Source organism: Nostoc sp. 'Peltigera membranacea cyanobiont' 210A (genome assembly GCF_002246015.1).
Taxonomy (GTDB): domain Bacteria; phylum Cyanobacteriota; class Cyanobacteriia; order Cyanobacteriales; family Nostocaceae; genus Nostoc.
On the sequence record NZ_NOLJ01000001.1, the window covers coordinates 1,142,280 to 1,160,488 of the forward strand.

19 protein-coding genes and 1 pseudogene are annotated in these 18,209 nt (G+C 44.8%); 8 read left to right on the plus strand and 12 right to left on the minus strand.

The window, feature by feature from the left end; all coding sequences use genetic code 11:
• Positions 1-137: 137 nt before the first annotated feature.
• Positions 138-368: a hypothetical protein gene (locus CDG76_RS04750; protein ID WP_094347873.1), complete on the minus strand. Its 231-nt coding sequence runs from the start codon at positions 366-368 to the stop codon at positions 138-140.
• Positions 369-643: 275 nt separating this feature from the next.
• Here CDG76_RS04750 and CDG76_RS37055 point away from each other — a divergent pair, with 275 nt between their 5' ends.
• Positions 644-790: a hypothetical protein gene (locus CDG76_RS37055; RefSeq protein WP_190240759.1), complete on the plus strand. Its 147-nt coding sequence runs from the start codon at positions 644-646 to the stop codon at positions 788-790.
• 126 nt (positions 791-916) lie between these two features.
• Positions 917-1,711, plus strand: a complete 795-nt coding sequence (gene tatC / locus CDG76_RS04755) for a twin-arginine translocase subunit TatC (protein WP_094347874.1) — start codon at positions 917-919, stop codon at positions 1,709-1,711.
• Between the two features lie 185 nt (positions 1,712-1,896).
• Here tatC and CDG76_RS04760 read toward each other — a convergent pair whose 3' ends face one another.
• The 3 genes from CDG76_RS04760 to CDG76_RS04770 form a co-directional block, all read right to left on the minus strand.
• Entirely contained in the window at positions 1,897-2,925 is a 1,029-nt protein-coding gene (locus CDG76_RS04760) for a GGDEF domain-containing response regulator (RefSeq protein ID WP_094347875.1), read from the minus strand.
• Positions 2,918-5,998 carry a response regulator gene (locus CDG76_RS04765; RefSeq protein WP_094347876.1) on the minus strand — a complete coding sequence of 1,027 codons (3,081 nt, stop codon included), beginning with the start codon at positions 5,996-5,998 and terminating at the stop codon, positions 2,918-2,920. Before CDG76_RS04765 ends, CDG76_RS04760 begins: the two co-directional genes overlap by 8 nt.
• A 139-nt stretch (positions 5,999-6,137) precedes the next feature.
• Positions 6,138-6,446 (minus strand): DUF3067 family protein, encoded by a 309-nt coding sequence (locus tag CDG76_RS04770; protein WP_094347877.1) that lies wholly within the window; start codon positions 6,444-6,446, stop codon positions 6,138-6,140.
• A gap of 229 nt (positions 6,447-6,675) precedes the next feature.
• Here CDG76_RS04770 and petC point away from each other — a divergent pair, with 229 nt between their 5' ends.
• The 5 genes from petC to CDG76_RS04790 all read left to right on the plus strand — a co-directional run bounded on the left by petC (position 6,676) and on the right by CDG76_RS04790 (position 10,397).
• Positions 6,676-7,215: a cytochrome b6-f complex iron-sulfur subunit gene (petC, locus tag CDG76_RS04775; protein WP_094347878.1), complete on the plus strand. Its 540-nt coding sequence runs from the start codon at positions 6,676-6,678 to the stop codon at positions 7,213-7,215.
• A 105-nt stretch (positions 7,216-7,320) separates the two neighbouring features.
• Positions 7,321-8,322 carry a cytochrome f gene (gene petA, locus CDG76_RS04780; RefSeq protein WP_094347958.1) on the plus strand — a complete coding sequence of 334 codons (1,002 nt, stop codon included), beginning with the start codon at positions 7,321-7,323 and terminating at the stop codon, positions 8,320-8,322.
• Positions 8,323-8,448: 126 nt separating this feature from the next.
• Positions 8,449-9,519 carry an SDR family oxidoreductase gene (locus tag CDG76_RS04785; protein ID WP_094347879.1) on the plus strand — a complete coding sequence of 357 codons (1,071 nt, stop codon included), beginning with the start codon at positions 8,449-8,451 and terminating at the stop codon, positions 9,517-9,519.
• Positions 9,520-9,549: 30 nt separating this feature from the next.
• On the plus strand, positions 9,550-9,696 hold the full coding sequence (locus CDG76_RS37060) for a hypothetical protein (protein ID WP_190240760.1): 147 nt from the start codon (positions 9,550-9,552) through the stop codon (positions 9,694-9,696).
• Positions 9,697-9,710: 14 nt separating this feature from the next.
• Positions 9,711-10,397 carry a Uma2 family endonuclease gene (locus CDG76_RS04790; RefSeq protein ID WP_094347880.1) on the plus strand — a complete coding sequence of 229 codons (687 nt, stop codon included), beginning with the start codon at positions 9,711-9,713 and terminating at the stop codon, positions 10,395-10,397.
• Between the two features lie 80 nt (positions 10,398-10,477).
• On the opposite strand, the gene CDG76_RS04795 is transcribed toward CDG76_RS04790, so the two are convergent.
• Entirely contained in the window at positions 10,478-10,675 is a 198-nt protein-coding gene (locus CDG76_RS04795) for a DUF6887 family protein (protein ID WP_094347881.1), read from the minus strand.
• Positions 10,659-10,796: pseudogene (locus CDG76_RS38960) on the minus strand (DUF6888 family protein); the annotation flags it as partial. The pseudogene CDG76_RS38960 and the gene CDG76_RS04795, both read right to left, overlap by 17 nt.
• Before the next feature lie 98 nt (positions 10,797-10,894).
• Between CDG76_RS38960 and CDG76_RS04800 the strand changes: the two are divergent.
• Positions 10,895-11,281: a hypothetical protein gene (locus CDG76_RS04800; RefSeq protein ID WP_094347882.1), complete on the plus strand. Its 387-nt coding sequence runs from the start codon at positions 10,895-10,897 to the stop codon at positions 11,279-11,281.
• 139 nt (positions 11,282-11,420) lie between these two features.
• On the opposite strand, the gene CDG76_RS04805 is transcribed toward CDG76_RS04800, so the two are convergent.
• From CDG76_RS04805 to dnaJ, 6 genes are all read right to left on the minus strand, one after another.
• Positions 11,421-13,010, minus strand: coding sequence for a glycoside hydrolase family 57 protein (locus tag CDG76_RS04805; protein ID WP_094347883.1), 1,590 nt, complete (start codon positions 13,008-13,010; stop codon positions 11,421-11,423).
• A 601-nt stretch (positions 13,011-13,611) separates the two neighbouring features.
• Positions 13,612-14,181 carry a Uma2 family endonuclease gene (locus CDG76_RS04810; protein WP_094347884.1) on the minus strand — a complete coding sequence of 190 codons (570 nt, stop codon included), beginning with the start codon at positions 14,179-14,181 and terminating at the stop codon, positions 13,612-13,614.
• A 44-nt stretch (positions 14,182-14,225) separates the two neighbouring features.
• Positions 14,226-14,966 (minus strand): Uma2 family endonuclease, encoded by a 741-nt coding sequence (locus CDG76_RS04815; RefSeq protein ID WP_094347885.1) that lies wholly within the window; start codon positions 14,964-14,966, stop codon positions 14,226-14,228.
• A gap of 71 nt (positions 14,967-15,037) precedes the next feature.
• Positions 15,038-16,225, minus strand: coding sequence for a small ribosomal subunit biogenesis GTPase RsgA (gene rsgA, locus CDG76_RS04820; RefSeq protein ID WP_094347886.1), 1,188 nt, complete (start codon positions 16,223-16,225; stop codon positions 15,038-15,040).
• Complete coding sequence (locus CDG76_RS04825; protein WP_094347887.1) at positions 16,222-16,479, minus strand: sulfurtransferase TusA family protein; 258 nt, start codon at positions 16,477-16,479, stop codon at positions 16,222-16,224. The genes rsgA and CDG76_RS04825 overlap by 4 nt, the downstream gene beginning before the upstream one ends.
• Positions 16,479-17,609: a molecular chaperone DnaJ gene (gene dnaJ, locus CDG76_RS04830; protein WP_094347888.1), complete on the minus strand. Its 1,131-nt coding sequence runs from the start codon at positions 17,607-17,609 to the stop codon at positions 16,479-16,481. Before dnaJ ends, CDG76_RS04825 begins: the two co-directional genes overlap by 1 nt.
• Between the last annotated feature and the right edge of the window lie 600 nt (positions 17,610-18,209).

The following is an 18,209-nucleotide window of genomic DNA, read 5'->3' on the forward strand; positions in this document are numbered from 1 at the left end:
CTTCGTGCCGCGATGCTAACGCACTGCCAGTCTCAATACAATTCTTCTTTTTCAACTGGGTTATTACCCATAACTAAAGTTTTCATTCATAACTTCTTTCCTCCTGCCTCCTGCCTCCTGCCTCCTGCCTTTTTTTATTAATCTTTGCAAGTGCCAAAACGAAGGCAATCTTCAGTTTGGTCATCTCTAGCCGATATTTGCCACGGCAAAATGCCTAACTGAGCATTTGTACTGTAAGCAATTAGCGCAGCTATTGTGGGAAACTGGTTTTTAACAATTGTCACGTCACTACTAGAAGTATTGCCTAGCTCAACATTGTATAAATAAACAGGCAATGCCATGAGGACAATGCAAATTATCCGGTTCATACCCAACCTCAGCTAACAATTTCCGATTACGATATGTATAGATGCCACCTTGACGAACCGGATTTTTAAAACTGAGTATTAAATGTTGATGTTGTGTTAATTTATGCAGCGCTACTATCCGCAGAGACGTGATTTATAATTATCGGTTCCACCTTTTTTTAGGTTAGGCATTGCCTACAAGATGGCTTCCTACTAACTTATGCAGATGCAAACCCAAAAAACAGGACAAAAAACCCACAGCACCCAAAAACATATCTTACCTGGATTTCTCACTTGTGAGAAATCCAAGGGGTGTGGGAGGTGTGGGAGGTGTGGGAGGATGGGGAAGAAGTCTTACCCCCCACACTCCCCACACTCCTCTTCCCCCTCTGCCTACACTATGCGTGAGAAATCCGGGCTTAGTAGCTGCATTCCCCAGATAAAATAATGAAGAATGCTGAGTCACCGAAATGGTCGATGACCGACAAACACTCATGATACAAGCGCATAAATAAATTTAGGGTATTGTTAATTTTGAATTTTGAATTTTTAATTCGGAGCGAAGCGACGTGACGCCTTCACAAGACGTAGATACTGTAAACGTTCCTAACCTCGACCCAGAAGGATATGGCAACTCAGACACCGATCCTCTTGATGAGTTGCCTGGTGAAGTCGAAATGTCCCTTTTCGACCATCTAGAAGAATTGCGGCAACGAATTTTCTATTCGTTGATTGCCGTAGCAGTGGGCATTATTGGCTGTTTCTTTGCCGTGAAGCCAATTGTCCAGTTACTTGAGGTTCCAGCGCAAGGAGTAAAATTTCTCCAACTTGCACCTGGAGAATATTTCTTTGTCTCCCTGAAAGTTGCCGCCTACACTGGCTTCGTACTTACTAGTCCTTTCATTCTTTACCAGATTATCCAGTTTGTGGTTCCAGGACTGACTCGCCGCGAACGCCGTTTACTGGGGCCTGTGGTTTTGGGTTCGAGTGTGCTGTTTGGAGCGGGTTTAGTATTTGCCTATTTACTCCTTATCCCCGCAGCCTTGAAATTTTTCATCAGCTACGGAGCAGATGTAGTCGAACAACTTTGGTCAATTGATAAATATTTTGAATTTGTGCTGCTACTGTTATTCAGCACTGGTTTAGCATTTCAAATTCCCATTATTCAACTGTTGCTCGGTAATTTGAACATTGTCTCGTCAGAACGGATGGTTTCTGGTTGGCGTTACGTGATTATGGGATCAGTGGTTTTAGGAGCTGTCCTGACGCCTTCTACTGACCCCTTGACTCAAAGTCTCTTAGCTGGAGCAGTTTTAGCGCTTTATTTCGGCGGTGTTGGACTAGTTAAGCTTACAGGTAAATAATATCGAGAATAGGTAAAAGCAAGGCAGAGAGAAGATTAGACAAAGAGAAGATGGTGAAGTTGTTTACAAAATTAGAATAATGTGTATGGATTAAAATCATTTAACTTAGACATTCTGGTTGGCGCAGCGTCTCCCCCTGGGAGAAGCACTAAATACGGAACTACGTTCCTGTTTCTCCAGTGTTTTCAGCTAGCATTATCATAAGCATCGCTTGTTTTTTCTTTGACCTCACAAAATTGCGTTGCTTTGTTGGTTTGATCTACGAGGCGTTTAGCACTTTTCTGCTCATACATTAGCTTGTCAGCCTCTTCTATCAATTGTTCTAGTGAAAGGTTTTCATTTAAGGCGCATTGTGTCACACCAACACTTATAGATAATTTATACGAATAATTATGCTCTTGATTATAGCGCTCAAGATTTGCTTGCAATCGAAGATAAAATTCGTCTGTACTCCTGGAGTAGACAGAAACTAAGATTACAAACTCATCTCCTCCGATACGGGCAATAATATCTGATTCACGGAAGGTTTGCTTTAGTAATTGGGCTGTGTCAAGGAGCATTCTGTCTCCTATTTTATGACCTAGAGAGTCATTAATCTGCTTTAAACCATCTAAATCAACAAACAAAAGACAGCAGAACATTTGTGTGCGTTGGGCAATTTTGAATTGCTGATTTCCCAACAAAAAGAAACCACGTCGATTATATACTCCTGTCAACTCATCAGTTAGGGATAGCTGCCTGACCTCTGCTTCAGCCTTCAGGCGTTCCTGAATTTCATGCTCTAGGCGTTGATTTTGTTCAAGAAGTTGTTGGTATTGCTGTTTGATGAGTAGCTGGTTCCTGACTCGCATTAGCACTTCAAGTTCTTGAAAGGGCTTGGTGATATAGTCTTGTCCACCTAGTTCAAATGCGTGTACTTTATCATTGATTTGGTCAAGGATACTAATAAAAATAATGGGAATTTGCTCTGTTATTTTTGATGCTTTCAACTGTTGGCAAACTTCAAAGCCATTCATTTCGGGCATAAATATGTCAAGCAGAATCAGATCCGGCGGATGTCGATAAGCAGCTTGTAATGCCATTCTCCCGTTGAGGGATTTACGGATGATATAACCCTGCGACTCTAATATTTTGATTAACAACCGTAGATTGTCGGGGGCATCGTCCACGATTAGGATATTTGTTTCCGAAGGGGATTTAAGAAAATTAGCCATAGTCTTTTTCGTGAGTTTGGCTTAAAGTTGCAATCGCCTCCAATTGAAAGTTATCGACTAGATATTTCAGAGCATTGGCAAGAACTTGCTCCTCGTTAGGGATTTGAGTAATGAGATTATAGAGTTCGGTATCGTTGAGATCCAGAGTTGCTTGATGAACCTGAATAATCCACTCTGGCGACATTACTTGTAAATCTTGGGCGGTTAGGGATTTCTGAGATAAGGTTTGCTGATCTAACCTCGGTAAAGCTTCTTCGCGGTAGCGGTAGCGGACTCCCAAGTAGTGTGCCATCTTATCAAATAGGACACTTTCTAGAAATGGTTTGGTGATGTGGTCGTTGCAACCTACCTGAGTGCTGGTGGTGTAGTCCTCCTCAAAGGCATAGGCTGTCAGCGCAATAATTACCACGTCTTTACCTCCCTGACTCCCTCGAATTTGCCGGGTAGTCTCGTAGCCATCCATCACGGGCATTTGAATGTCCATTAAAATCAGGTGGGGATGCCATTCTGACCACAGAGCGATCGCTTCTTTTCCGTTCTCGGTTGCATAGACCTCAAATCCAACTGATTCCAATAGCCTGACGAGCAACTGGCGATTTTCTCTCAAGTCTTCCGCCACCAGAATCCGATAAGTGGGCTGTCCCGCTTCTAGACCGATAACAGTGCGAGTCGTTTCCGACGCGATGATATCTACTGAGCTTACCAGACTCAGTAAAATCTCACAAATGAAGATTGACTCCTGATTTAGGATGCTTCGCACTGTAATATCGCCACCCATTAAACGCGCAAATTGACGACTAATCGATAAGCCTAAGCCTGTACCTTGAGCATGGCGACCTAGTTCTGTTTGCGTAAATGGTTTAAACACAGTCTCCATATCGGACTGAGCGATACCACATCCAGTGTCTTCAACTTCCAGGTGAAGGGTGATGATTGGTTGGGAATTATGTGTAGAAATTGCATCAAGTAAGTTGACGCTGCCCACTCTCGTAGTCAAAGCTTCTAATCGCAGAGTGACACTGCCTTTTGTCGTAAATTTGATTGCATTGCTTAATAGGTTGAGCAGAATTTGGAGCAGTTTTGACTCGTCACCATATACATAGCGAGGAACGCTCTTATGCTGCTCTATCAGCAAATCAATTCCTTTCTCTAAAGCTTTGAGACCAACCATATCTCTAATAGAGTAGATTAGGTGATGCAAATCAAAACAGCTTTCCGTTAACTGTAACTGACCCGCTTCAATTTTGGACATTTCCAGCACATCGTTGATCAGAGTTAGCAAGTGTTTTCCACTACGGCTGATGATGCCTAAATCCTCTTGAAACTCAGATGGAATCTTCTCATTGCGATTCATCAACTGAGTAAATCCCAAAATGGCATTGAGGGGAGTCCGCAGTTCGTGGCTCATTTTAGCAAGGAACTGGCTTTTGGCGCGGCTGGCGATCGCAGCTTGTTCTGCGGCTTGTTTTAGGGCTGTCTGGGAAAACTCTAGCACCACCAATATCAGCATATTTCGCATCTCAGTAGCGGCTTCCAATTCCGCAACCTCCCAAGGTAAACTTGTTTCCCGCACGGTTTCTTTCCACATTTCAAACGACTTCCGGGCACACAATTCCATCTCTCGAATTTCCTTGGTTGTGATTGCATCCTGGGGGTTGCCTGCCCAATTCACCGTCTGGATTTGCTCCGGTCGAAACCAGAGAATGTGGTAAGACTTTTGTTTAACATGGTTCAATAAGATGGAAATTGCCAGGAGGCCGCTGGCTTGATCTTTGAATGCCCTTGCTTCTGGATATAAACGTGAGAGGGAATCAGTAGCAAACACTGATTCCCTCTTGTGTTGCACCAACCACGCCACAAGCTCCTGCACCTCCGTAACTGATGGCGTTTGACCAACTAATGTCAAATGACCGTCAAGCAAAATCGCGGCTCCTTGAGCATGAACTAGATCCAGCAATTGAGAAGTATTTCGGGTCAACACTTGCTCAATAAAATTGGACTCGTGCAAGAACGTCTGTTGTAGTTCATGCTCAATCGCTTTCACCTGCCTTTGGTAAACATGCAATTCTCGTTCTTGCTGATGCACTAGTTCGATGGAGGCAAACTGTCCTAAAAATTCACAGGCTTTGCGAGTTTCATAATCCACTAGTTGAGGGCTGTAGTGGTGACAGGCAATTAATCCCCAGAGGCGTTTGTCGTTGATCAACGAAATCGTCATCGACCCAGCAACCCCCATATTCTGTAAGTATTCAATGTGACAGGGATACACTCCTCGTAACACAGAATTACTCAGATCAAGGGGTGTATTCGTCAGAGGATAGTTAGTGGGAATCAGTTTGACAGGGGTGTAATTGATATCGGGAATAAATCGCATCCAGCTGCGGTAAAATAACTTACGGGCTGGCGCGGGAATGTCTATCATCAAATAGTGCAGTCCCAGGTAGCTTTCTAGATGCTTCGGTTTCTCCTCCGCAATCACCACACCACTCTCGTCTGCCTCAAAGCGGTAGATCATAACTCGATCAAACCCAGTCATTGCTTTCACCTCTCTGGCAAGGGTTTGAGCCAGATTCGTCAGGTTGGTGGCATTACGGAGATTAGCGATCGCGGTTTCCAGGCGGTGATAAAATTGGATTGAATGGGTGCTTTTAATGGATCGCTGAGGTTCTAGTTCCAGGGTCAACCCATCTACCATCCGGTACATCATACCTCTGAATGTCTGACTTTTCCGTTGCAAACCAGTCTGGTCAACCCTCCGCCGCGTTTTTAGCTTAAACAGATTGCAAAGCTCTAGGTTGTCTTCAGCTAAGTAGGCAGCAAGTCGCTGCACTTGAGCGTGGGAAAACAATCGTTGTAAGGGTTGACCCAGCAATGCTTGTGCCGAAATACCAAAAAATTGTTCCACATTTTCACTAATCTGCAAGATTGTGAGGTCTGGCTCTTGCAGCATCAGCAACATTCCATGCGGCTGAATATAACCGGGAGCATACACCGATTCATCACTGTATACTTCTAAAGCTGTCAGTACTGAAGGGGTCAGCGCGGAGAGTGAGATAGGATTTGGTGGCTGCATAGCTAAGATAAGCGGTTTTGCAATTAAAAAGTTGTGAACAAAAAGTTGTGAATATAAGTTAAAAATTCAGACAAGGAGAATTGCCTGGAATCACTTTAATTAGCTATTACTAGAGAGGGGAAAAGGAAGAAAAACCTGGTTATAATATCCATTCTGAAGAGCGTTCACCCAAATCTAGAGGAATGCTGACGGCTTTGCCGAGTCGGGGGCGATCGCGTGTTTGGGTAATATATGTTTGTACCTGTGTTGACCCACCCAAGGCATGAAGATAATTAGCAATGCTATCGAGATGTTCTTGGTACTCCGCCTCACTCAAGGGAAAAGAAGCTTGCTCCAGATATTTCCACATTACTTGCAAAAATATCTTTCCCTGTGCCCGCCGGAACTGGACATCGTAAGAATATCCCCACTTATCAAGCAACATCTGACGTAATTCCTGTCCTGTCATAGCTTTTCTCAATCAGATTTTACATTTAGTTATGATGTTAAGTTCCGTGACTCCAGTATGATAAGGATATAAAGAAATGTAATGCTAACAGAAAAGATGCTTTTTATATCTTGGAACAAAGAAGTATGGCATCGTTGTGAGCGCTAGCATTTCGACTTAGACAAAAGTTGCTCAAGTACTAGTACTTTTGTCAAAATGCTTAACAAAATACACAAAGAGCGCGTAGATTATGGCTCAATTTTCTGAATCAGCAGACGTGCCCGATATGGGGCGTCGTCAGTTCATGAATCTGCTCACTTTTGGGACTGTCACTGGAGTAGCTCTGGGTGCATTGTATCCCGTTGTCAAGTACTTTATTCCACCTGCTGCTGGTGGTGCTGGTGGTGGTGTAACGGCAAAAGACGAGCTAGGTAACGATGTTAGCGTCACTAAATTTCTCGAAAACCGGAATGCAGGCGATCGCAACCTAGTCCAAGGGCTAAAGGGAGATCCTACCTATATTGTGGTAGACAGCAAAGAAGCGATCAAAGATTATGGCATTAATGCCATCTGCACCCACTTAGGTTGTGTAGTCCCCTGGAACGTTGCAGAGAACAAGTTTAAGTGTCCTTGTCATGGTTCCCAGTATGACGAAACTGGTAAGGTTGTTCGGGGGCCAGCACCTCTGTCTTTACCTTTGGCCCATACCAACGTAACCGACGACAAAATCGTTTTAACCCCTTGGACTGAAACCGACTTCCGCACAGGTGATGCACCTTGGTGGGGTTAATAATTTTGTTCTTAGTCCTTAGTCATTCGTCCTTCGTTCAAGGCTTAATGACTAATGACTAATGACCAATGACTAATGACTAATTCAATTGTCGCCCTTATAGAGATGAGAAATGTTTTCCTAACAGCGAGATTAACTCGCAGTGCTAGAGCGATTGTAAAAACATTGCTCATAGCGATCGCCACTGTGACATTTTACTTCACCAGCGATCTAGCCCTTCCCCAATCAGCTGCCGCCTATCCCTTTTGGGCACAGCAAACCTATCCCGAAACCCCCCGCGAACCAACAGGGCGAATTGTTTGTGCCAACTGTCACCTAGCCGCCAAGGTTACAGAAGTGGAAGTTCCCCAATCGGTGCTACCTGACACTGTATTCAAAGCTGTGGTGAAAATCCCCTACGATCTAAGCGCCCAGCAAGTTGGTGCTGATGGTTCTAAGGTTGGCTTGAACGTCGGTGCTGTACTGATGCTACCCGAAGGCTTTAAGATTGCTCCTGAAGACCGTCTTTCCGAAGAACTTAAAGAAGAAGTTGGCGACACTTTCTACCAACCCTACAGCGAAGACAAAGATAACGTCGTCATCGTCGGCCCTTTACCTGGCGAACAGTATCAGGAAATCGTCTTCCCAGTTCTTTCTCCCAACCCCGCAACCGACAAAAACATCCACTTCGGTAAATATTCAGTTCACGTAGGTGGTAATCGGGGACGCGGACAAGTTTATCCCACAGGTGAAAAGAGCAATAACGCTGTTTACAACGCTTCCGCTACTGGCACAATTACCAAGATTGCCAAAGAGGAAGATGGAGACGGTAACGTTAAATATCTAGTCAACATCCAACCTGAATCGGGTAATGTTGTCGTTGATACGATTCCTTTAGGGCCAGACCTGCTTGTTTCCGAAGGTCAAGCAGTTAAGACTGGTGATGCTTTGACCAGCAACCCGAACGTCGGTGGATTCGGTCAACAAGATGCAGAAATCGTCTTGCAAGACGCTTCTAGAGTCAAATGGATGATTGCGTTCATCGCTCTTGTAATGTTAGCCCAAGTTATGCTGGTGCTGAAGAAGAAGCAGGTTGAAAAAGTTCAAGCTGCTGAGATGAATTTCTAAATTCTTTGCTAAATTATTACTTGTAGGACAGGCATCTTGCCTGTCTTTTTTAACGTTAGTTATACGAAGCCTGGAAATTTGGGGCTTAGGATTGCTATAGAAAATTTCCCTACTGGTAGACACAATATGGATGGGACAGCCTTAGTTGTGGGCGCGAGCGGCATCATCGGCAGCAATCTTGCAAGAGAACTGATCGCGAATGGATGGACAACCTATGGGTTGGCCCGAAATCTTAAAAAAGGGGTGGAAGGGTTACGCCCTGTTGCTGCCGATCTGCTCGATCTAGCTAGCCTGAAAACTGCGCTGTCAGACATTGCCCCGACGCACATCTTCATCACGACGTGGATGCGTAATGCAACCGAGGCTGAGAATGTCAGGGTCAACGGCACGATGGTTCGCAATCTGCTGGATGTTCTGTCACCGAAGGACTCAGTGCAGCACGTCGCCCTCGTCACCGGCCTCAAGCACTATCTCGGGCCATTCGATGCATACGCCAGGGGCGGATCGCTGCCAGAAACTCCATTGCGCGAGGAGCAGCCCCGGCTCGACATCGAAAATTTCTATTATGCTCAGGAAGATGAGGTTTATGCCGCCGCCGCCCGTGACGGTTTCACTTGGAGCATTCATCGCCCTCACACTGTCATTGGAAAGGCGGTCGGCAATAATTTGATGAACCTCGGCACGACGCTGGCCGTGTATGCCTCAATCTGCAAGGAAACCGGGCGCCCGTTCCGCTGGCCAGGTTCTGAAGCGCAGTGGAAGGGCATCTCCGACATGACCGACGCGCGGGTGCTGGCGAAGCACCTAGTCTGGGCGGCGAAGACCGAAGCGGCCCATAACGAGGCGTTTAACGTCGTCAATGGCGACATCTTCCGCTGGATATGGTTGTGGGAGCGGCTAGCTGACTGGTTCGGCATCGATCCCATCGGCTTCGACGGCACAACCCACCCGCTCGAAGCCGAAATGGCGAATGAAGGTGCTGTCTGGCGCGAGATCGCAAAGCAGCATGACCTCGCCGAGCCGGATCTGAGCCGTCTATCGTCTGCATGGCACACCGATCTCGATCTTGGGCGTCCGATTGAGGTCATGACCGACATGTCGAAGAGCCGCAAACTCGGCTTCGCCACATACCAGAAAACGGACGAGTCGTTTTTTGACCTGTTCGAGCAACTACGCGCAGATCGGTTGATTCCGTAGAACCTGGGTGGATGGCACTGGTAGCGTTTTATGGGTGCCGAACCACAGGAACTCGGACTAAGCAGCGATGTCTACGACGGGCTACGCATACGCAATCTGGAATTTATCGTGATTTCTCAGCCTCCCAGTCATGGCGACAGGTTTTTGAGCGATAGTATTGAATCTAGCCCTAGTTGAGTGAGGTACTACCCATGACAGCCTCAGTAGAGTATATCCCCGTTACGCCGATTGAGTACCCAGATGAGGACGGTAAGCCTATGGCTGAAGGTGATATCCAGTGCAGTTACTTGACTTATGCAAGAAATGTGCTAAGGATTTATTTCCAAAATCACCCAGATGTATACGTCGCTGGTAATCTATTTATTTACTACGAAAAAGGTTATCCAGAATCAGTTGTAGCCCCAGATGTATTTGTGGTGTTTGGAGTGGAAAACCGTGACAGACGCTCTTACAAAACCTGGGAAGAAGATAATCAAACCCCAGATTTTGTTCTAGAAATTACCTCAAAAAGCACCCGCAGCAAAGACCAAGGTGCAAAGAAAGGAATTTACGCCTTTTTGGGAGTGCGTGAATATTTCCAATATGACCCCACAGGCGATTATCTCAATCCCCAACTCCAGGGTTTACACTTGGTCGATGGAAATTATTTCCCAGTGGCAACAAATACCTTGCCAGATGCTACAGTGTCTCTAGCCAGTGAAGTTTTGGGACTAGAGTTACGCTTGGAAGCAGGAAAACTACGTTTTTACAATCCAGCTACAGGTCAAACACTGTTAACTCATGAAGAGGAAGTAGCTGCACGACAAACCGCAGAAGAGAAAACGCAAAGATTAGCTGCTAAACTTCGAGAATTAAATATTGATCCAGATAGCCTTTAGCTAAATCCGGCAGTGCTAATAATAATAGGGTGAGTATGATTTACCCACCCTAATTATGCTTACTAAATTAGACAATAATCTCAAAGTTCTCCGTTAATCTTACGCCTGATGATTTCCATCTGGGCTTGCATATCAGCTTCCGTCACAGGCATAGGATAGCCTTTAGAATTAGGGTCACGTTTGCTCATTAAAAAACGTAGAGCTTCAATATCTTCACGGTTTTCTACAACATAAGCTCTCAACTCTGTAAAACTCATTTGCTCATAATTCGGGTTCATTGACAAACTCCCATTCGCCATTGCGATAAACAATGATTTGCAGTTCATCCGCAGATAGAATGTAAACTTCTCCGGTTTTGCCGTCAAATCGAAATAAGCAGATAGCTAAACTGTTCACAGAAACTTTAAAGCAAAATCAGTATCTTTGCTCTATCAGTGTTTAAGAGCAATCAAGTATAAATGAAGTAACAGCTTTTATTCTACTAATCAGTATTTTTTATGAAATTCTCGTCTAAAGTTTTGGCAGTTTTAACTTCTTCTTTAGGTTTATTTTCAATCAATTTTGCTGTTTCTCTGCCTGCTCAAGCGTCAGTTGTATGTGAAGCTGGGACAATTAGTAATTATGAAAATGGTTCGTTGGCAAGTTGCATTCTTGGCCAAGATATGAATGTACAGGTTTCCAGCCCCAATTCCGGATCATCTAATTTTGAGTGCCAAGCCGAAAAATCTATATCTTTTGATGATAAAGCACAGTTTAAAAGTTGCCGACTTTCACAGGAAATCAAACTTATAAAAGGTAACTCAGTTGAAACATGCCCAGCAGAATACAAAGTAGATGTTTCAGTTTCAACTAATGGTATTCAATCCATTAGTTGTAGTCCCTAACAGGATGTTTTAAAATTGTGGGGCTATTGGGCATTGAGGCAGGATGTTTGTAAAAACCTGCATTCAGGACTTCAAAAGGTTTGATTTGGCGTGGCAAATAATGATACCCCCTATAAGGTGGGCATTGCCCACCCTACTACTACAACGGACGGTAGACGCGATAGTTGATTTCGGGGAAGATATTATCCATTAACTCGACTTTTTCGAGCCAACCACTATCAATTTTGCCAACTTTAACGTCTTCATAGAGCTTATTAAACCGCATTAGGTGCGATCGCGTCCGTCTAACTGCATAAGGTACCATAGTTCCCGTCCGCATAATAAAAGCCCAGTCGGAAGATTGTGCTAATAACAATTCCCGCGCTGCTTGGTTCAATGCTTTTTCCCCCAACTCATCTTCTGGTTCCAGATGGGAGATTTCAATCATCCGTTCAGCAGCTTTGTGCAAATGCGGATAAATCCACGCATTCGTTTCATTCAACCAATACTCATGGAAACCCTTGAAACCCCAACTCGACTGCGAAGGACGACACACTTGCTGAGTTGGCTGATCTCGCAAATAGTCTGCTAAATGGGTCATTTGATATGTTTTTTGGTCATACCACGATTTGCGGAATAGGTAATCAATGAACCAAGGGCCTTCATACCACCAATGTCCAAATAACTCTGCGTCATAAGGCGAAACGATTACTGGCGGTCGCTGCATTATACCATAGAGATGCTCAGATTGCCGCTCTCGGTTATACATAAAGTTATCAGCGTGTTCTGCTGCCTTTTCTCTAGCCCAATAAGGATCGTAGAGTGCCTTATCTGATAGACCTAAGCCACGGCCTGTAATTTTGTGATACTTGATGCCCGTATTTTTCCGTTGACCATTGGGCATAATATAGGGCTTGATGTACTCATATTCTGCTTCCCAGCCCAAATCTTTGTAAAATTCTCGATATTCCGCCGCCCCAGGATAGCCCACCTCAGAAGACCATACCTGTTGGGAAGATTCATGATCTCGACCAAAGACAGCAACACCAGTTTCTGTATAAATTGGCGCATAAGTGCCAAAACGCGGACGGGGACGGGCGTAAAGGATGCCATGCCCATCAGTGAGGAAATAGCGTAACCCAGCATCAGCTAGCATCCGCTCTAAACCTTCATAGTAGGCACATTCCGGCAACCAAATGCCTCTGGGTGCTTTTCCAAAAGTTTGTTCGTAATGTTCGCACGCTACCTGAATTTGTGCCCACACTGCTTGCGGATACATTTTCATCAACGGTAAATAGCCGTGAGTAGCGCCGCAAGTGATGATTTCTAGGTTGTTACTATCTTGGAACTTCTTAAAAGCTGTCACCAAGTCCCCGCCGTAGCGTTCCCATAGCTGACGCGCTTCGCTAAACTCAGTCGCGTAATGTTCGGCTAAATAACGGAGATGCCCGTTGTTGACATTATGTTCTGCTTCTAGTGCTATAAGTTCTTCTAGTTGAGCTAAGTGTGCTTCGTAGCGTTCTTGAAGCAAAGGATCGCGAAGCATCGACACTAAAGGGGGTGTCATACTCATCGTGATTTTAAAGTCGATACCGTCTCGCTTTAAGCCTTCAAATACTTTCAATAAGGGGATGTAGGTTTCTGTGATGGCTTCATAGAGCCATTCTTCCTCCAGCACATAGTCACTTTCCGGGTGACGAACGAAGGGTAGATGTGCGTGGAGTACAAGCGCGACGTAGCCGATAGCCATAGTGATTTTGGGGTGATACTTGTAAGTTGAAGGTCGAGAGGTTTGGCTGAAATTAACAATATTTTAAGACTTTATGGGGATCGTAAGAATAGTTTTCAATTGAGTTAATTACAGTGCTTGTGAGGACACAAAATTTGTTATGCCTCCATCGCCTTTTGTTATTAACTAGTTGTAAAATCTGCCTATTTGTTTATTGTATAATCCTACACTGAAAATATTTACTCCGGTTCAAGACCTTTGGCTGGTAAGTGTTCTGTCAATTTTTCAGCTAACTAATCTCAACAATTCAAGGTGCGTTAGCCTACGGCGTAACACACCCTACTTCAAATTTATATTTCTTCATATACATTGAATTTTGATCGCCGACTTACTCAATTGCGGGTTTGCTTCTTCTTCTGGCAATATTCTGGGTTAAAGTGCGTTTCTGTGGGAGACTCACTTTGGTTTAAAAAAACGTCATCTATAACTGAGTCTTCCGAGAAATCTGGCAGTATTTTTTACTTTCTAACTTGGGTTCCTACTGGCTTTGCCCTTTGCCTAGTTTGTTGGTGCAGCTGAGTTTGATGAGCGATGCCTACAGCGGGCTACGCCTACGCCAGAATTATATAAAAAAACGTTGAACTCGAACGCCGAAACCTATTAACAGTGGTGATGTGATTTCGTCATCAGCCAACAAGGTTGCGATCAGTTTTAATTGGGCAGCTTCTCGGCGATAAACTTCTAGCTGCTGTAATTGCCAATTTGCAATCCAATATTCTTGGACTCCTGTGGATGAGTATAGTTTCAGCTTGGCTTCTCGATCTCGACGTTCGTTAGTTGTCCCAGGAGAAAGCACTTCCACAATGAGTTCTGGCGCTCCTCTCAAATGCCCTTCGTCATCTAGCAGTTGTGCTAAACGCTCATGACTAATCCAAACTAGATCGGGTATGACATTATCGGCATCTGTAAAAATTATGCCGGGAGTTTGACGGGTTTCCCCTAGCCCACTAGAGCGAGACCAAAGTTGTAATTCTAAGCATATATTGCCCGCAGTCCCTTGATGTTTCCAGTGAGGCGCTCTAGTCACAAATAGCTCTCCGTCAATAATCTCATAGCGCTTCCATTCGTCAGTTGTGAGTAATTCTAAGTCTGAGGTTGTCCAACGGACTTGATCAGATATTGTTTGGTTCATAGCACTATTTTTCTATGCCTAGTTTAGAGATAAAATTCTATTTTTCAGAATATTTGCTCAGGATCAATACCTGCGGCTCGTAAGCGTTCTGCCAAGATTGCAGCCCGTTGACGTTCTTGTTCTAGTTGTTGATTAGTTTGCTCTAACTGTTGGTTTACCTGCTGTAACTGTTGATTTGCTTCTTCCTCTGGCAACATAACCAGCTGTCCATCTGGTGTAAAAAAGCGTAATTTGCCCAAATATACTGCCAAATACAGCCCTAACTGCTGACTCCACAACCAACCTGATTCAGTAGGCGCAAGGTCTTGATATTGCCCATCAACTAAGTGAAATCCCTGTAATTCTAGGTTGTTTGGGTCAAACCAAAAGTAATCTGGAGTGCGAAATGTATTCTGGTAAATTTGCTTTTTTAAACCTTTATCAACTGAGGCAGTGGAATTAGATAATAGCTCAATAATCACATTGGGGTATTTGCCATCTTCTTGCCACACAACCCAGCTTTTGCGGTCTTTTTTTTCTGTATCTAAAACCACAAAGAAATCCGGCCCTCGAAATTCTTCTGACTTTTTCTGGTTGGGACTGAAATAGATTGTCAGGTTGCCGGTAGCATAAAAATCCTCGCGATCGCGCCACCACCATTTAATCAGGCGGATGAGTAAATCGATTTGTTCGCGGTGTAAGTCAGATTCCAAGGGGGGTTCGTCACTATAGATATCACCTGGTGGGAAAATTATACTCTCAGTGACATCTTCTAAACTAGAGGTGGCAGCAAGGGGCTGAGACATAGAAGATAGTTTTTATGTTTGTATCTATGCTATCGTGACCAACCTTTGCATAGAAGTGCGCTCACACTCCTTTATTCTTCATCCCGATATAACTCTTGCAAGTCTTGTAACTGAGTCTTCCGAGAAATTCGGCGATATTTTTTACTTTCTAACTTGGGTTCGTATTGACTCTGCCCTTTGCCTTTGCTTTTGCTTTTTAACTTCATGGTAGATTCTGGATCGGCTTGTTGGTGTAGCTGTGTTTGATGAGCGATCGCAGCGTCCAAAAATTCTAAATAATGTTCGTATCGTTCCCAGTCTCCCTGCACCACACACTCAGGCTCGTCTCGATGCAGACAATCATTAAACCGACAGCTAGCAACTGCTAACCGCTTTCTGGCTTCTGGGAAATAATGGATTAATTCTTCTGGTATACAATCCATATCCGGCTGATTAAAACCGGGAGTATCTGCCAGTAAACCACCACTAGGTAACTCAAATAATTCTATATGGCGAGTCGTATGACGACCACGAGCCAGTTTGCCAGAAACTTCTCCGACTCGCAGCTTGGCAGAGTCAATTAGCGTATTAATCAGGCTGGATTTACCAACGCCAGACGGCCCAGCGATGACGGTAATTTTATTGCTCAAATATCTGGCTGCTTGTTCAGTATTTATGCCATCTTTAACACTGATAAATATCGGCTGATAGCCCCAACCGAGCAGGCGATCGCTAACTTGTTGTTGTTCCTGCGGTGAAATTAAATCACTTTTATTCAAGCATAAAAGTACATCCAAGCCAGTAGACTCAGCCTTAATTAGAAACCGACTGAGTTGATAAGGTTCCAAAGGCGGATCGGCTACGGCAAATACCAATAGGATTTGATTGACATTGGCGATCGCCGGACGATCTAACTCACTTTGTCGGGGTAAAACCTCAGCGATCGCACCGCGTCCTCCAGCCCAATCTGGCTCTTCTACCACAACGCGATCGCCTACCATCACCTGTTGCCCGATTTTTTTCAGACGTGTTCGCCGAGTACAAAGCAGCAGAGGAGGCGAGGGCAAAGAGGCATTTAAATCCAGTTTCTCCTCTGCTCCCCGGTCACTGAGCGTAGTCGTACCACTTCGTGGAAGCAAGCTACGCGCAGCGTCTCCTAGAGAAGTGCTGCTCCTCTGCTCCCCTGCCTCTTGATCCATCTGTACTCGGTAAAAATTAGCCTGTACAGCCACCACCGTACCCAATAACTGTCCAGTTGCGGCAAAGTTTTCCCCTGTCATTGGTTAGCAACTGGACGGCGCACTAACAGAGAAAAATAACTAGTGCAGTCTGTAATTTGTTCCACCTGATAACCTGCCATTGTCAAACTATCAGGAACCTGCTCAATCGGCTCACCAGGATCTAACCAGACTTCTAGCAAACCTCCCAATGGCATTTTCTCCAGACGTAGTTTTGTCCGCACGAAATTAATTGGGCAAGGGGTGCCGCGTAAATCAAGTTGAGCATCGGGAGTTAAAACAGAAGAAGGCATCATCACTTAAATAAATTTCCCAAGAATCCTTCTAGACCGCCTTTACCAGTGCGATCGCCCTTAATTTTAGCTAGCTTCTCCAGCAGTTCCCTCTCCTCTGGGGTGATTTTATTAGGAATATCAATTAATACGTTCAGCATGTGATCCCCACGACTTACGGGATTACCCAAACGGGGTACGCCGCGATTTTCCAACTTCATCACTGTATTCGGCTGAGTTCCAGCTGGAATGATTAGTTCTACCGGGCCATCTACTGTATCTACCTCTAACCGACAACCTAAAATCGCTTGCAGGTAGCTAACTTTGATTTCCGAGAGAATATTAATTCCATCCCGTTGGAATTCCTCGTCCTCATTCACGAACAAGTAAACGTATAAATCCCCAGGAGGGCCACTACGTTGGCCAGCATCTCCTTCACTAGAAATCCGCAAACGTGTGCCATTATCCACCCCAGCTGGAATGGTAATTTTGAGTTTCTTTGTGACTTGATTTGCGCCCTTACCATCACACGCATCACACTTATCTTCAATTACCATCCCTGTTCCATTACAGGTGGGACAAGTCGAGACTTGGGTGAAACTGCCAAAGGGCGTTCTAGTCACACGGCGTACTTGAGCCGAACCGCCACAAGTCGAACAAGTCCGAGGGCGGGTTCCAGGTTTAGCACCAGAACCGCTACAAACTTCACAATTTTCTAGATGGGAAATGCGAATTTCTTTTTCGCCACCAAATATCGCTTCCCGAAAGTCTAACTTCAGGTCTAGCCGCAGGTCATCACCCCTCGCAGGCCCACTGCGCCGTCTTTGTTGCGTGGGATTACCCATACCGCCAGCAAAGCCACTAAAAATGCTTTCAAAGATATCGGCAAAACCACCCATATCGCCGACATCTTGAAAGCCCGCGCCAGCAGCACCCGATACACCCTCTGGGCCAAAGCGATCGTAACGAGCGCGGGTTTCGGGTTCTGAGAGTACCTCATAAGCGCGGTTAATTTCTTTAAAGCGATCCTCCGCCCCCGGTTCTTTGTTCACATCTGGGTGATACTTCCGGGCTAGACGGCGATAGGCTTGTTTGATTTCTTCTTTGTCAGTGTCACGAGAGACACCCAGGATTTCATAATAGTCGCGGGCCATATAGCAAAGGTAAAAGTTAGAGGGAAGAAAGCAGAAGTCAGTAGAACGTCATTCACGGTCACTTGCTACCCTATGGATTAAGTGTTTTGCCTACAAATATGCAAGAGCAATACATTATCCTGTTAGAGGGTGGCTTGCCGGAAGGCAGGCAGAAGATAAAATTAATTTTTGTTAATAACTGATTTTACCCTTTACCTTTTACAAAAATCACCGACAAATCTTGAGCAACAGGTGCTTTCCTCGTGGGAGACGACAAAAGCTATAGAAGTTAGGAACAGGGGAAGCCTCTGCTCAGACTTCTCACTGCCGAGTCGGCTGTCTCTTTTACAATTGTGCTACGTAGGAGAGGAAAACTCGCCCATCAACCAGAGGGGCTAGCCGCACCATTAGGTGTGGAAAACCACCCTTATGCAATGGAAGTGGCTCTGAACTTGCACATTGCCTAGCCCAAAGTAATTTGCTTCTACAATCTAGCAAACCGCTGGGGTCTTGTGAAACTTCGCTAAATATTAAGATATATTAAAGTGTCTTAATAAAAATTTGCAATTTAGGGGATTGGGGATGGTAATTGAAGATAAGTGTGATGCGTGTGATGGTAAG